The following is a 16,377-nucleotide window of genomic DNA, read 5'->3' on the forward strand; positions in this document are numbered from 1 at the left end:
TTATAATTTGGGCGTGACCCGCTGAAAAATCGGGTCGGGCTATACACAGCAAATGTAATTCACCGAATTCCGACTAAAAATAAAAGTAAAATGAGGTAATCTTTTTATTTTTAAAGAAAAAATAAAAAGGATTTCCGCTGCTATCCCTCACGCAAAATAATAAATATACGGACAACTCACGAGTTGTCCCTTCAAAAATAACAGGAATATGACCTTCACAAAAACCACCGAACAATCCTCAAAATACGAACTTTTAGAAAAAATGTCAGTTCAGGAATTGCTTTCTAATATCAATCAGGAAGATAAAACTGTTCCGCTTGCCGTAGAAAAAGCCTTGCCACAAATAGAAAATTTAGTGACTGAAATCGTTGCCAAAATGAAATTGGGCGGACGATTATTCTACATTGGCGCAGGAACTTCAGGGCGATTGGGAATTCTGGATGCTTCAGAATGTCCACCAACATTTGGCGTTCCTTTCGATTTGGTAATCGGGATTATTGCCGGTGGTGATACCGCAATCCGTAGAGCCGTAGAAAATGCCGAAGATAACGCCACACAAGCCTGGATTGATTTGAAAACTTTCAATGTAAATGAAAATGATGTTGTGGTGGGAATTGCCGCTTCTGGAACGACGCCTTATGTTATTGGAGGATTGCAAGCTTGTAACGAAAACAATATTATCACAGCAAGTATTTCTTGCAATGCAGGAAGTCCGCTTTCGCAAACCGCAAAATTCCCAATCGAAGTGGTTGTAGGACCTGAATTTGTAACCGGAAGTTCTCGTATGAAAGCGGGAACAGCTCAAAAACTGGTACTGAATATGATTACAACAGCCACTATGATTCAACTGGGAAAAGTAAAAGGAAACAAAATGGTCGATATGCAACTGAGTAATAGCAAACTTGTAGATCGTGGCGTGAAAATGATTATGGGAGAAATTCCAGTTTCCTATGACGAAGCAGCTGAATTATTGAATAAATATGGTAGTGTGAGGAAGGCAGTTGATTTTTATCAATCTAAATAATGGTATTCATTTTTTATTTTGCTCTATCATTAATTCCTGTTTTATGGATATTTACTATCTATTTTTTAAGAAAATGGAAGCCCATCAAGGTTTTTTGCATTGCAAATATTCTTTTAGTAGCAGTATATTTCTTTTTGATTTTTTACTCTGCTTTTCACTTTTTTAAAACGGATCCCTATGGATTAAAAAACATTTTTTTATTCCTATATTCAATAATTATTCAAACAATATCAGGTTTTATTTTTTCTCTATATTATAAGTTTAAATTACAAAAAAATGGCAACTAACAAAGAACTATTATCCAAAGGAATCAAATATTTAGCAGGTGCCTTGCCATTGCTTTTTATAGGCCCTGCAGTGATTTATAATGCCTTTATGAACCAACAAAACGTATGGCATTATTTAGTTTTAGCTATAGGAATTATTGCATGTCTTGCTGCTATGTTCCTAATATATTTGGGATTAAAAACAATTATGAAAAGCTTATTTAACGACTAATGGAAAACCTAATTCACGTTCAAAAAACATTTGAAAAAATCGTTTACACCGATAAAAAAGTAAACAACAGAGAATTTGAAGATTGCGTTTTTAAAAACTGTGATTTATCAAATAGTGACTTCTCCTATAGTAGCTTCATGGATTGCGAATTCATAGATTGTAATCTGGCGATGACCAAATTATCAGGAACAAGCTTAAAAGCAATACAATTTAGAAACTGTAAATTACTGGGTATTCAATTTGAGGAATGCGACGATTTCTTGTTTAACGTCAATTTTCAAGAATGTGTCTTGGATTATTCGTCATTTGCGAATAAGAAAATGCCAAAGACAAAATTCAATTCTTGTTCGTTAAGAGAGGTAAGTTTTGTTGGAACCAATCTTACGAGTTCCGTATTTGACAACAGCAATTTGGATGGTGTTATTTTTAATAATACGCAATTGGCTGGAGCCGATTTTTCAAAAGCAACTAATTTTAAAATTGATCCCGAATTCAATCCCATGAAAAAAGCCAAATTTTCCACACAAGGAATCATTGGACTTTTGGACAAATACGATATTAAAATTGTGTAATTATGGAAACAAGTGTTGCCTATCTTGAAAGTGCGAAAAAACAGTTTTTGTATTATAAAACGCTGGGAGAAAAAGCGATGGAACAACTCGAACCGGAGCAACTTTTTGTCGCTGTAAATGAAGATACGAATAGCATTGCCACGATTGTAAAACATCTTTCCGGAAATATGCTTTCACGATGGACGAATTTTCTCACTAGTGATGGAGAAAAAGAATGGCGCAACCGCGATGAGGAGTTTGAAAATGATTTGGAATCAAAAGAAGCTGTTTTAAATGCTTGGAATAAAGGTTGGGATTGTTTATTTAATGCTTTAAACGGATTACAACCTGAACAACTTTCGCAAATAATATACATCCGAAATGAAGGTCATACGGTTGTGGAAGCCATCAACAGACAACTGGCACATTATCCATATCATGTTGGGCAAATCGTATTTTACGCTAAACAATTAAAAAATAGCAATTGGGAAAGTTTATCGATTCCTAAAAATAAATCCAATAGTTACAATGCTACTAAATTTGCACAAGAAAAAAGCATCAAGAATTTTACAGATGACGAATTAAAACGATTATCGAAATAATTAACACCTAATTGCATTGCCTCAGATTGATTAGACTTAAAAAATCAAAAATAAACTCACCAAGAAATGAAAAAAATAATACTTCTTCTCCCAATACTGTTACTAATGTCATGTTACAATGTGGAGCGCAATTGCAAGGATTTTAAAACTGGGAAATTCAAATTTGAACACGAAGTTAACGGCGTAAAAAAAACAACCGTTTTTGAGCGAAATGACAGCCTGGAAATTGAAACATTTGAAGGAAAAACGGATACAGCATCGATTCGTTGGGTCAATGATTGTGAGTATATTTTGCAGAAATTACATCCCAAAAACATGGCCGAAGAAAAGGCAATCGACATGAAAATTTTGACAACATCAAAAAATTCCTATACCTTTGAATTTGGAATGGTTGGTGTTGACACGAAACAAAAAGGGACTGTCACCAAGATTGCTGATTAATAATTTCAAATTAAAACTTACAAATCATAACTAAATAAAATGGAAGTATTTTTAAATCCCGATGCTTGGATTGCCTTATTAACATTGACTTTTTTGGAAATTGTATTAGGAATCGACAATATTATTTTCATCTCGATTGCTACTGGAAAATTGCCTGTTGAGCAACGCAAAAAAGCAACTAAAGTAGGAATGTTCCTTGCTATGTTTATGAGAATTGGGCTTTTATTTGGAATTAATTTATTGATTCAAATGAAAGAACCTTGGTTTCACATTGATTTGAGTTGGTTTTCTGCTGGAATTACAGGTCAAAGTATTATTCTGTTATTAGGAGGATTGTTCTTGATTTATAAAAGTACCAATGAGATTCGGGAGAAAGTAGATGAAAAAGGACATGAAGAAAAAGAATTAGGCAAAGCGGCTACAAAATCATTTCAAAATGTGCTTTTGCAAATCATTATGATTGATTTAGTGTTCTCTTTTGATAGTATTCTTACCGCTGTAGGTATGACAAATGGTGTTGAAGGCGCTATTTATATTATGATTACTGCCGTGGTTATTTCGGTATTAATTATGATGCAGTTTGCTGTTCCTGTTGGGAATTTTGTCAACAAACACCCGTCTATTCAAATTCTGGGATTATCCTTTTTGATTTTAATTGGAATGATGTTACTTACTGAAAGTGCGCATTTATCTAATGCTTTAATCTTTGGGAATCATGTTACACCGGTACCTAAAGGCTATTTGTATTTTGCTATAACTTTCTCTTTACTAGTTGAAGTATTGAATATGAAAATAAAGAAAAATAAGTAATCAAACTATTTTTTGATAAAGAAGCTCCATTTTGGGAGCTTTTTTTATATTCTGAAAATTTATTCCCTCCCTAAATAAGGAAACACTAAAAAGACTCCAATTTGATCTTTTTCTTTTTATTTTATTTTTTTATAATTTATCTTAGACACAAATAAGCGTCATGAAAAATACTATCTCTCATAGAGTCGCAGACTTTTTAAAAAATTTCCCTCCCTTTAACTTTTTACATCAAAAAGATATCGAAACTCTTTCTGAACAAATATCTATCATTTATAAAGAAAAGGATAGCATAGTATTTTCCGAAAATGAAGAAACACACAACTGTTTTTATGTAGTTCATAAAGGCGCCGTAACCCTTAGAAATAGCCAAGAAAACGATATTTTGGATAGGTGTGATGAAGGAGATATTTTTGGGTTGAGGCCACTTATTGCTAATGAGAACTATCAGATGGAAGCCCGAACTTATGAAGAAAGTATCCTTTATGCCGTTCCCATAAGCATATTCAAACCTTACGCACTAGAAAACAGAGCTATAGGGAATTTTTTAATAGAAAGCTTTGCCTCAAATACACGCAATCCTTATTCTAAAAGTCATAGCGGAAAACTATATGGAGAAACAATAGGAAACGAAACTTTGGACATTGATAAAAACCTATTGGACATACAGCCAGTAAAATATTCAAAAAAACTAATAACGTGTTATTCTACAACTACAGCAAAAGAGATTGCTGAAATCATGACTAAAAAAAATGTGGGTGCTATTCTCGTGATTGAGGATAAGTTCCCTATTGGTATCATTACAGATAAGGATTTAAGGAACAAAATTGTGACAGGAGAATTCCCAATCACCACAACAGCCAGATTGATAATGACAACTCCCGTCATTACTTATCCCAAAAAAATGACTATTACTCAGGCACAAATGGCGATGATGAAAAGCAACATCAGCCATTTATGTCTTACAAAAGATGGCACGGCAAATTCCAAAGCTGTTGGAATCCTATCCAAACATGATGTGATGGTGGAACTTGGCAATAATCCAGCAGTATTAATAAAAGCGGTAAAAAGAGCTAAAAAAGCCAAACAGATAAAGCCAATACGAGACAGCATAATGCAATTATTACAGGGATATTTAGACCAAAATATCCCTATGACACTGACTTCTAAAATAATTACCGAATTAAATGATGTCTGTATTAAGCAAATAATAGAAATAGCGTTAAAAAAAATGAAAACGCCTCCACCTGTAAAATTTGCATGGTTGGCATTAGGAAGTCAAGGGAGAAGTGAACAATTGCTACATACAGACCAAGACAATGCGCTAGTCTATGAGGATGTTCCAGAAGAATTAAAAGAAGCTACTAAGAACTATTTTTTAGAATTAGCCACTCATGTCAATAAAGGGCTTTTTGAAATTGGCTATGATTATTGTCCTGCAGAAATGATGGCTTCTAATCCAAAATGGTGCTTGAGCCTTGGCGAATGGGAAAGTCTGGTTTACCATTGGATTACCAACCCAGGAAAAAATGAAGTGTTACTGTCCTTTATATTTTTTGATTATAGTCTTTCTTATGGAGATAGGGACCTCGTAAATAATCTGTCTGATTTTATTTTTGAAAATATAAAAGCTAATCCTGTATTTTATATTCATTTAGTAAGCGGCGCATTGCAAAGTCCTTCTCCTACTGGCTTTTTCAGGCAACTTCTTGTAGAACAGGATGGTGCCCACAAAGATTTTTTTGATATAAAAAGACGGGCTTTAATGCCACTGACCGATGCTGCAAGAGTATTAATTCTCTTCCATTCAGTGAAATCTATTAGCAATACCCCGGAACGTTTTGAAAAATTAGCGGAATTAGAGCCTCATAACAGCGAATTGTATTTAGCCTGTTCCTATTCATACAAAGCATTATTGAAATTCAGAACAAAACAAGGTCTTTTACATCATGATTCCGGTCAGTTTATTGCCTTAGAAGCTTTGTCTAAATTAGAAAAAATAAAATTGAAGCGAACTTTCAAAACCATTAAGGAACTTCAGGAACTTATTACCATCCGATTTAACCCTTCAAACATATTATGATGACGAACTTATTAGAAAAAAGTAAAGCTGTTTTATTTAATTTTTTGGGTAAATCAGAAACATTATCCGATGAAGAACAATTAAATGATATTGATACAACTCGTTTTGTTGTTTTAGATACGGAAACCACTGGATTTGATTATACCAATGATAGAATACTTTGTATTGGGGCCATAGTCCTGCAAAATAATACAATTCCCATCCATGATAGTTTTGAAGTATTTATTCAACAGGAACATTATGATAAAGCCACAGCAAAAATTCATGGGATTTTGAAAGAATTCATCTTGGACAGACCCAATGAATTAGAAGCTTTACAACAATTTTTAGCATTTTTAGGAGACTCCATTATAATTGCGCATCATACTATATTTGATGTCACCATGATTAATAACGCATTGGATAGAAATGGATTGCCTAAATTAACAAACAAAACTTTGGATACGGCTGTACTGTATAAAAAAACGCTCTTAGGTTCTCATTTATTAGAACGTAAAGACAACTACAGTTTAGACGAACTTGCCGATAAATTTGACATTTCACAAAAAGACAGGCATACTGCAATGGGCGATGCTTATATTACAGCAATTGCTTTTTTAAAAATTCTAAATAAATTAAGAGGTAAAAAGGGACGACTTTCGTTAAAACAGTTGTTTAAATAAAAAAGACCATCATTGCTTATGATCTTTTTATTTTATTCTAAAGATAATGTTATTTGACCATCATCATCCAATTGAATATCCACATCATCAGCATCTGTTTCTCCTTTTACTTCTAATTCTTCTGGAATAACCTCCACAGGAATTTCATAAGGCAAAGATTCTAATAGATTTACTTGTTTTAACTTATCAGTTGTCAATTGGTTTCCTAAAGCTTTAAATCCTTTTAAAGCAATAAAGGATTCAATATCCACCTTCATATTTTCTTTTTGAACTCCTTTTACTTTCGCAAAAACTAATTCGGCCACAGGCCGATAATCTGTAGATACTATTTCGAGATGTGAATTAGAATGTTCCGTGATAAAACTTTCCTCTTTGTTTTCTGTTTCTACCAAGAAACGTTTGATATAATAGCGCTCTTTTTCACCATCATAATAAATCGCTGAAATTGGTTTTTTAGGAACCCATTTTTCTAAAACTACCATATCTTCATCAAAATGCGTCGATAATTCCGGTGTAATTACTTTTATTTTTCCGGATTGCGATATGATTAGAATCTTATCACTTGGTCTGAATTCGCCCAACAACTCACCTCTTCCATCAACGTTCAGTCTTTGGACAGTATCATCAAACCAAACTTTTCGTGGCAATAATGTCGAAATCCCTTTTTCTTTCAGTTCAATTTTCTTGATAGGATATTTAGTCACCAAATTCCCTTTGGAAGCGCGTCCTTTTATGGATAAACTGGCAAAATCAATATCAAATTTGAGTTTTTTCACACTTCCTACTTGACGCAATAGTATCGTAATCACCTCGGCCTCTCCATTTGGATTACAAGAGAAATACACTACTTGAGAACCCGCAGTTTCATTGGTTAAATCATATGCTTTGTCTCTAGTTACCCCCGAAACATTGAATCTTTTTATATACGAAGGACCTGATTTTCCGTCACGATAAATCATATTATAAATAGTACGCTTGTCGCTTTTGTCAAAAATAGCAATGTGAATAATATCCTTACCTACAAAAGTTTTAGCATCCACTTTGGTAATTATCATTTTTCCATCACGCAGAAAAACAATTACATCATCAATATCCGAACAATCGATAACGTATTCGTCTTTTTTCAAGCTTGTACCTACAAATCCTTCTTCCTTATTTACATATAATTTGGTATTTCTTAAAACTACTTTTGTAGCTTCAATATCATCAAAAATACGAAGCTCCGTTTGGCGTTCACGCCCTTTCCCGTATTTCTCTTTTAACTTGGTAAAGTAAGCAATTGCAAAATCTATCAGATGTTCTAAATTGTGTTTTACTTGTTCAATATCGCCTTCCAGAGATTCGATTTTGTCCTGTGCTTTATTGCTGTCAAATTTAGAAATACGCATGATTCGGATATCCAGTAAACGCAGAATATCTTCTTCGGTAACCGCCCGTTTTAAGTGTTTCGTATGAGGCTTCAAACCATCATCAACCGATCTGATTACGCCTTCTCTAGTAGTTTCTTCTTCAATGTCACGATAGATTTTATTCTCTATAAAAATACGTTCCAAAGAAAGAAAATGCCATTGTTCTTCCAATTCACTCAACTGAATTTCGAGTTCGCTTTTCAGCAATTGGACGGTTCTGTTGGTCGAAATTTTCAACATCGCTGAAACCCCGATAAACAACGGTTTGTTATCTTCAATCACACAACCCAAGGGCGCTACCGAAGTTTCACAAGCCGTGAAAGCGAACAACGCATCAATCGTTTTATCTGGTGAAACTCCTGGAAAAAGGTGAATTAATATCTCTACCTCAGCAGCGGTATTGTCCTCAATTTTCTTGATTTTGATTTTCCCTTTATCATTCGCTTTCAAAATACTGTCAATCAAAGTGGTCGTATTGGTTGAAAACGGAATTTGGGTAATCACTAAGGTATTTTTGTCAAGCTGCGCGATTTTGGCACGAACGCGAACCCGTCCGCCACGCAATCCATCATTATAATTGGACACATCGGCAATACCTTGTGTCAAGAAATCAGGATATAACGTAAATGGTTTTCCTTTTAATATTTTTATTGACGAATCAATTAGTTCATTGAAATTATGGGGTAAGACTTTCGTCGAAAGACCTACAGCGATTCCCTCTGCTCCAGAAGCCAATAATAATGGAAATTTTACAGGCAAATTATTGGGCTCCGCACGACGACCATCGTAAGAAACGCCCCAATCCGTAATCTTTGGAGAATATAAAACTTCTAAAGCAAATTTAGACAAGCGCGCTTCGATATAACGAGAAGCCGCAGCTCCATCTCCCGTTAGGATATTTCCCCAGTTACCTTGGCAATCAATCAATAATTCTTTCTGACCAATTTGCACCATTGCATCACCAATACTCTGATCTCCGTGTGGGTGATACTGCATCGTGTGCCCTACTACATTGGCTACTTTATTATACCGACCGTCGTCTAACTCTTTTAAAGAATGCATAATACGGCGCTGCACGGGTTTAAAACCATCTTCAATCGCAGGAACTGCACGCTCCAGAATTACATACGATGCATAATCCAAAAACCATTCCTTGTACATTCCTGTGACTTTGGTAATGGTATCATTTTCATCCTCTTGATTATCGTAAAAATGCTGCCCTTCAAAAGATTTTTTATCTACATTAATAATTTCATCCGAATCATTTTCTTCTTGACTTTCTTCAGTAGAATGATCTTCCGAATTATTTTCTTCGTTTGCTGGAATTATGTTATCGTCTTCTTCGTCTTTCATTTATTTATCCTATAATAATATTGGAATAATTTCTTTAATTTATACTACTCCTTTTCCAAAACATCCAATTCAACCTTCAAATTCTTGATGATAAATTCCTGTCGGTCTGGTGTATTTTTCCCCATATAGAAGGATAGTAATTGCTCAATCGAAGTGTTTTTATCCATCATAACTGGGTCAAGTCGAATGGTTTCTCCAATAAAATTTTTGAACTCATCTGGAGAGATTTCCCCCAATCCCTTAAATCGTGTAATTTCTGGTTTTGGTTTTAATTTTTCCATTGCCTCTTTCCGCTCTTCTTCCGAATAACAATAAATGGTTTCTTTCTTGTTTCGGATTCTAAAAAGTGGTGTTTGTAAAATATATAAATGCCCTTCTTTTATTAATTCAGGAAAAAATTGCAAGAAAAAAGAAATTAACAACAACCGAATGTGCATTCCATCAACATCGGCATCCGTTGCAATTACGATGTTGTTGTATCGCAATTTTTCTAAACCATCTTCAATATCTAATGCCGCCTGCAATAAATTGAATTCTTCATTTTCATAAACAATTTTCTTGCTCATCCCATAGGAATTCAAGGGCTTTCCTCGTAAACTAAAAACTGCTTGTGTATTTACATCACGCGATTTGGTAATTGATCCGGAAGCGGAATCTCCCTCGGTTATAAAAAGCGTACTCTCCAAACTTTTAGGGTTCTTGGTATCGGTAAGATGGGCGCGACAATCCCTTAGTTTCTTGTTGTGAAGATTTGCTTTTTTGGCGCGATCAGTGGCTAATTTTCGAATCCCTGATAATTCTTTTCGCTCTCTTTCGGCTTGAAGAATTTTACGCAATAATGCATCTGCAGTTGCTGTGTTTTTGTGCAAATAATTATCTAATTTCGTTTTCACAAAATCATTTATAAAAGTACGAACTGATGGCATTCCTGGCTCAGAACCCATATCAGTCGACCCCAATTTAGTTTTGGTTTGCGACTCAAAAACAGGCTCCATAACCTTAATACTTACCGCACTTACAATAGATTTACGCACATCCGAAGCTTCGAAACTTTTATTATAAAACTCTTTAATGGTTTTTACAATCGCTTCCCGATACGCCGCTAAATGTGTTCCTCCTTGTGTCGTATTTTGTCCATTCACGAAAGAATGGTATTCTTCACTGTATTGTGTTTTACTATGCGTCAAAGCAATCTCGATATCCTCTCCTTTCAGATGGATAATTGGATATTCCAAATCATCGGCATGAATGGTTTCTTCTAATAAATCTTTCAGACCATTTTCTGAAAAATATTTTTCACCATTGAATAAAATGGTCAAGCCATTGTTTAAGTAGCAATAGTTTTTAAGCATTTTGATTACATATTCATATCTGAATTTGTAATTTTTAAAAATTGCTTCGTCTGGAATAAAACTAACCTTAGTTCCTTTTCGTTTGGTTGTATCTATAATATCTTCTTCAAGAACTAGATTTCCTGCGGAAAATTCAGCTGCTTTTTGTTTTTCGTCTCGAACGGATTCTACACGGAAATAATTTGACAAAGCATTAACAGCTTTTGTCCCTACTCCATTTAAACCAACGGATTTCTTAAATGCCAAAGAATCGTATTTTCCACCTGTATTCATTTTAGAAACTACATCAATCACTTTTCCTAATGGAATTCCACGACCATAATCCCTTACAGTAACCGTTTTATCTTTAATAGTCACCTCAATTGTCTTACCAGCCCCCATGACGAATTCATCGATACAGTTATCGAGTACTTCTTTTAGAAGAATATAAATACCATCATCTGGAGAGGAACCATCTCCCAATTTCCCGATATACATTCCGGGACGCATGCGAATATGTTCTTTCCAGTCGAGCGACCGAATATTATCTTCGGTATATTGATTTTGATCGGACATTGTAAATTTTGTGGATTTTGTGCTAATGTAGTGTAATTCGATAAAATTTAAAACAGGAAGCCGTCAAAGTTATTAAGAATGATATTGACAAAAAAAAGATTACAGATTTTAGAATATGCATATCGTTAAGGTTATCAAAATTTAAAAATTCTTAATAATTTCTTTCAACTGTTTATCCAATTCAGGATTAGAAATTTTACCGTTTTCGACATCAAAATTAGCATCAAAACTTGGTAACGAAAAAGTCGCTTTTATAACTGCACCATAACGAGGAAAAGCATTTTTTGCAATTTCTAATACAGACGACCCACCTCTACCGCCTGGCGAAGTTGCCATAAGCAACATTGGTTTTTCCTGAAAAACTTTTCCATTAATTCTGGAACACCAATCAAACACATTCTTGAAAGCAACAGAATAATTTCCATTATTTTCTGCAAGCGAAACTACTAAAATATCAGCTGAGGCAATTTTAGCCAAAAACGCTTTGGCAAGTTCATGCTGACCTATCTCTACTTCTATATCAACACTAAACAAAGGCATTTGAAAATCGTTTAAATCCAACACCTCTATTTCGGCATTTTCAAAAAGATTTGCAGCATAAGTTGCTAATTTTTTATTGATGGAGTTTTTACTGGGGCTTCCGCCAAAAGCTATGATTTTCATGATGATTAGTTTTTTTTTAAAAGTAATAAAAATTTGAAATACAACATGCAAGAATTCACCATTGATTACTTAAATATACCTTTTTTACCGCTAAACCCGTACCCCAGATTGCAATGGAAAGTATTTTTCAAGTCAATCTTGCAGTGAAAAACTGGATTAGGTCCATAAAAAAACTGTCCAATTGCTTGAACAGTTTTTCTATTTTCTTTATTCTATTTTCTTTACTCTAAAAAACTACACATTAAATCTAAAATGCATAACGTCACCATCTTTTACGACATATTCTTTTCCTTCTACTTTGAATTTTCCAGCTTCTTTACATTTAGCTTCTGAACCGTAATGAACATAGTCCTCATAAGCAATAACTTCGGCACGGATGAATCCTTTTTCGAAATCAGTATGAATAACTCCTGCCGCTTGTGGCGCAGTTGCTCCAATATTGATAGTCCAAGCACGAACTTCTTTAACTCCTGCCGTAAAATAAGTTTGTTGTTTCAATAATTTGTAAGCTGCACGAATCAATACAGATGCTCCTGGTTCTTGCAGACCCATGTCTTCTAAGAAAACCTGACGTTCTTCATAGCTTTCCAATTCGGTAATATCAGCTTCTGCACCAACTGAAAGTACGATAACTTCAGCATCTTCATCCTTAACCAATTCACGAACTTGATCTACATATTTATTCCCGTTAACTGCCGAATTCTCATCAACATTACAAACATACAATACTGGTTTTGCTGTAATCAATTGAAAACCTTCCATCAAAACTTCTTCGTCATTGTTCTGTGGAGTTATTGTTCTAACAGATTTCGCTTGAAGTAATGTTTCTCTAATTCTGTTTAACAATACCTCTTCTACTATTGCTTCCTTGTTTCCGGTCTTAGCAGCACGTTTTACTTTTTCTAAACGTTTCTCAACATTCTCCAAATCTTTCAACTGCAACTCAATATCAATCGTTTCTTTATCACGAATTGGGTTTACATTTCCATCAACGTGAACAATGTTATCGTTATCAAAACAACGTAAAACGTGAATAATCGCATTACATTCTCTAATATTTCCTAGAAACTGATTTCCTAAACCCTCTCCTTTACTCGCTCCTTTTACCAATCCTGCAATATCTACGATATCTACGGTTGCCATTTGTACACGTTCTGGTTTTACTAATTCTTCCAATTTTTCTATTCTAGAATCCGGAACATTTACAACACCTATATTTGGTTCAATAGTGCAAAAAGGAAAGTTAGCACTTTGCGCTTTTGCATTGGATAAACAATTGAATAATGTTGATTTTCCAACATTCGGTAATCCTACAATTCCTGCTTTCATATGTAGATAATATTTGTTTTTAATGAAAATATGGCACCGCCATTCTTCATGCTATTTTTGTTTACAGATAACAGTATCCTGCTAAAAGTTTTATAATTCACTTTAAAAGTTTGCAAATATAAGATTTAATAAATGTTTGATGGCATAATCAATACAATTATGTATTGTATTCTAGTTTTTTACTTTTTTATCAATTCAATACTATTCTTTAAAACAATTTATTGAAATAAGAATTTTATTTATTATTATTAAAATTTCTATAAATGTTTGTAAAACTTCAAACTAAATATTAATATTTTGTTAAAAAAAATTTATATTGCAACCGATTTCAAACCAAACAAAAACCAAAACCAACAATTTATGAAAAAATTTGCATTATTATTATTCTTGCTAAACGTCACGATTCTTTTTGCACAAAAAGAAATCTCTGGTGTTGTGAAAGACAATGCCGGAGCTGTATTACCAGGCGTTAACATTATCGAAAAAGGAACTAACAACGGTGTCTCAACTGATATCGACGGAGTTTACAAAATCAAAGTTAAAGATGGGGCTACTTTAGTTTTTAGCTATGTAGGATACAATAAAGTAGAAAAAGTAGGTACAAATTCTATAATGAATATAGTACTAGCTGAAGAAGGAGGACAAAACCTTGAAGAGGTGGTAGTGACAGGAACAAGAACTGCTCCTAGAAGTAACACCACAACTGCACTACCTATTGATGTAATAACGTCAAAAGACTTAGCATCTACAGGACAAGCTTCTTTTGATAAAGCATTACAGTACAAAATTCCATCTTTTAATACTGTTCAAACTCCTGTTAATGACGCAACTTCATTACTTGACCCTTATGAAATTAGAAATTTAGGACCCAGTAGAACACTTATACTTATTAATGGTAAGCGTAAAAACATGAGTTCATTACTTTACACTCAAACTTCTCCGGGACGAGGTGAAACAGGTGCTGACATATCAGCAATACCTCAAGACGCTATCGAAAGAGTAGAAATACTTCGTGATGGTGCATCTGCCCAATATGGATCTGATGCTATTGCTGGAGTAATGAACATTATCTTGAAAAAAAATACTAATGGTGGTTCTGCAACAGTTAGAACAGGTATTACTGGAAAAGGTGACGGAGAAATGATAGGCATCAGTATTAACAATGGTTCTACAGTAAGAGACAAAGGTTTTGTGAATTACACTGTAGATTTTTCTAAAGTTAAATTAGCCAACAGACCCGGTATACTAAACGCACAAGATGAATCTGATTATTGGGGTGTTCCATTGGCTACAACACAAGCGTTTCTTGCTGTAAAACCTGATGGTGGAAATGTTAATGGTTCTCCAGAGACAGCAGCAGCTAAATTTGAAGTTAACGGAGGAAGTGATTTAAGTGAAAATTCAAAAATTTATTACAATGCTGCTTACGTTTATAAAAAAGTAAATTCATTTGCAAATTATAGAGCTCCATATTGGAGAACAGCTGCCGATATGCCTTATCTTGCTAGCTTATATGGAAATGGTACAGCTGCTTCTTATTTAGGGTATGTTCCAACCTTTATCGGAGACTTGAATGATTACAATGCTACATTAGGTTACAAAAATGTGACTAATGGCTGGAATACTGATGCGAGTGTTACTATTGGTGGTAACAAACAAATTTATACTGTTACAAATTCTCAAAACAGATCGAAGGATTCTAATGGTAATTTTATTTATGCTGTTAATCCAAACATTTATACTGGACAAACTACATTCCGTCCAGGTGGAACATCATTCAATCATCTTGTTGGAAATATCGATGTTTCGAAAGTTTTATCTGACAAGATAAGTATTGGTTTTGGAACTGAATTTCGAACTGAAAATTTCGAAGTTATTGGTGGCGACAAACAATCTTATGATGGTCTTGGTGCTGACTCTTTTCAAGGGAATGATCCATCAAACTCGGGAAAATTCAATCGTTACAACTTAGGCGCTTATTTAGATATTGCTGTTGATTTGACCAAAGATTTCTTAGTAAATGGTACCGTTCGTCATGAAGATTATAGCGATTTTGGTGCTGCAAATGTTTGGAAATTAAGTTCTAGATACAAATTTTTTGATGATAAATTCACATTAAGAGGTTCTATTTCTACAGGATTTAGAGCTCCTTCATTACACCAAATTTATACCGAAAAATCACAATCAACCTTTTCAGGAGGCGCAATTGCAGTGACGGGAATTATAAGCAATGTTTCGACAGCAGCGCGAACTCTTGGAGTTCCTAAACTTACTGCTGAAAAATCAGATAATGTAACCTTAGGATTTGGAATCAAACCTATAAAAAATTTCAATTTTACTTTAGATTATTATAACATTAAGGTAAAAGACAGAATTGTATTAGGAAACCTGATTAATGGTCAAGCATACTTTGTAAATGCAATTGATTCTAGAACTGCCGGACTTGACTTTGTTGCTGGATACAGAAATATCATGTTAGGTTCTGGAAAATTAGCCCTTAATTTATCAGGAAACTACACCCTTGTTAACGAAAGAGTGGGAGCTGTAAAAAATCCTGCAAGTGTAACAGCACTTCCTGGAAATCAAACTGTTTTCAATGCTACACAAGATGCGTTAATGTTTACTTCCAGACCAAAATTCAAATATATTTTTGGAGGAGATTATGAAATTGGTAAATTTAATTTCTCGCTAAACAATACCGTTTTTGGACCAACAAAATTCAAAAATGCTGATTATTCTGATCCAGGATTATCTACTGAATTTTCAACAAAAATGGTTACTGATTTAGGTATTAATTTTAATGCCACAAAAAAATTGTCATTGGCTTTAAACGTTAATAATATATTTAATGTAATCCCAAAATACAAAATAACATCTGATGGTTCTGCATCTGCAAATGCAATTGTAAATAATCCTGCATTACTTCATGCTCAAGATATGAATATAACTTTTGATGGTCGTTATAATACAATGACTTACGATGGCTTTCACTTTAGTCAATTAGGAACTATGTTCAATTTATCTTTGAACTATAAATTCTAATTTGAT

General features: G+C 34.0%; 13 protein-coding genes. 9 read left to right on the forward strand and 4 right to left on the reverse strand.

Annotated elements, in window-relative coordinates; all coding sequences use genetic code 11:
• Positions 1–208: 208 nt before the first annotated feature.
• From murQ to ACM55I_RS07645, 8 genes are all read left to right on the forward strand, one after another.
• A complete protein-coding gene (gene murQ, locus ACM55I_RS07610) occupies positions 209–1,024 on the forward strand; it encodes an N-acetylmuramic acid 6-phosphate etherase (protein ID WP_416846177.1) in 816 nt (271 codons plus the stop codon).
• Positions 1,025–1,300: 276 nt separating this feature from the next.
• Positions 1,301–1,522, forward strand: coding sequence for a DUF6095 family protein (locus ACM55I_RS07615; protein ID WP_416846178.1), 222 nt, complete (start codon positions 1,301–1,303; stop codon positions 1,520–1,522).
• Positions 1,522–2,094, forward strand: a complete 573-nt coding sequence (locus ACM55I_RS07620; RefSeq protein ID WP_416846179.1) for a pentapeptide repeat-containing protein — start codon at positions 1,522–1,524, stop codon at positions 2,092–2,094. Before ACM55I_RS07615 ends, ACM55I_RS07620 begins: the two co-directional genes overlap by 1 nt.
• Positions 2,095–2,096: 2 nt before the next feature.
• Positions 2,097–2,675 (forward strand): DUF1572 family protein, encoded by a 579-nt coding sequence (locus tag ACM55I_RS07625; protein WP_416846180.1) that lies wholly within the window; start codon positions 2,097–2,099, stop codon positions 2,673–2,675.
• Between the two features lie 66 nt (positions 2,676–2,741).
• Positions 2,742–3,116, forward strand: a complete 375-nt coding sequence (locus tag ACM55I_RS07630) for a DNA topoisomerase IV (RefSeq protein ID WP_416835733.1) — start codon at positions 2,742–2,744, stop codon at positions 3,114–3,116.
• A gap of 39 nt (positions 3,117–3,155) precedes the next feature.
• Positions 3,156–3,926, forward strand: coding sequence for a TerC family protein (locus ACM55I_RS07635; protein WP_416846181.1), 771 nt, complete (start codon positions 3,156–3,158; stop codon positions 3,924–3,926).
• Between the two features lie 160 nt (positions 3,927–4,086).
• Positions 4,087–6,006, forward strand: a complete 1,920-nt coding sequence (locus tag ACM55I_RS07640) for a DUF294 nucleotidyltransferase-like domain-containing protein (RefSeq protein WP_416846182.1) — start codon at positions 4,087–4,089, stop codon at positions 6,004–6,006.
• Positions 6,006–6,668, forward strand: coding sequence for a 3'-5' exonuclease (locus ACM55I_RS07645; protein ID WP_416846183.1), 663 nt, complete (start codon positions 6,006–6,008; stop codon positions 6,666–6,668). Before ACM55I_RS07640 ends, ACM55I_RS07645 begins: the two co-directional genes overlap by 1 nt.
• A 32-nt stretch (positions 6,669–6,700) precedes the next feature.
• On the opposite strand, the gene ACM55I_RS07650 is transcribed toward ACM55I_RS07645, so the two are convergent.
• From ACM55I_RS07650 to ychF, 4 genes are all read right to left on the reverse strand, one after another.
• Complete coding sequence (locus ACM55I_RS07650; RefSeq protein WP_416846184.1) at positions 6,701–9,430, reverse strand: DNA gyrase/topoisomerase IV subunit A; 2,730 nt, start codon at positions 9,428–9,430, stop codon at positions 6,701–6,703.
• 44 nt (positions 9,431–9,474) lie between these two features.
• Positions 9,475–11,337, reverse strand: a complete 1,863-nt coding sequence (locus tag ACM55I_RS07655) for a DNA topoisomerase IV subunit B (RefSeq protein WP_416846185.1) — start codon at positions 11,335–11,337, stop codon at positions 9,475–9,477.
• A gap of 141 nt (positions 11,338–11,478) precedes the next feature.
• Positions 11,479–12,000, reverse strand: coding sequence for an NADPH-dependent FMN reductase (locus ACM55I_RS07660; protein ID WP_416846186.1), 522 nt, complete (start codon positions 11,998–12,000; stop codon positions 11,479–11,481).
• A gap of 234 nt (positions 12,001–12,234) precedes the next feature.
• Positions 12,235–13,329 (reverse strand): redox-regulated ATPase YchF, encoded by a 1,095-nt coding sequence (gene ychF / locus ACM55I_RS07665; protein WP_416846187.1) that lies wholly within the window; start codon positions 13,327–13,329, stop codon positions 12,235–12,237.
• 360 nt (positions 13,330–13,689) lie between these two features.
• Here ychF and ACM55I_RS07670 point away from each other — a divergent pair, with 360 nt between their 5' ends.
• Complete coding sequence (locus ACM55I_RS07670; protein WP_416846188.1) at positions 13,690–16,371, forward strand: TonB-dependent receptor; 2,682 nt, start codon at positions 13,690–13,692, stop codon at positions 16,369–16,371.
• Positions 16,372–16,377: the final 6 nt, after the last annotated feature.

It is taken from the genome of Flavobacterium algoris, from assembly GCF_048158525.1.
Classification (GTDB): Bacteria; Bacteroidota; Bacteroidia; order Flavobacteriales; family Flavobacteriaceae; genus Flavobacterium; species Flavobacterium algoris.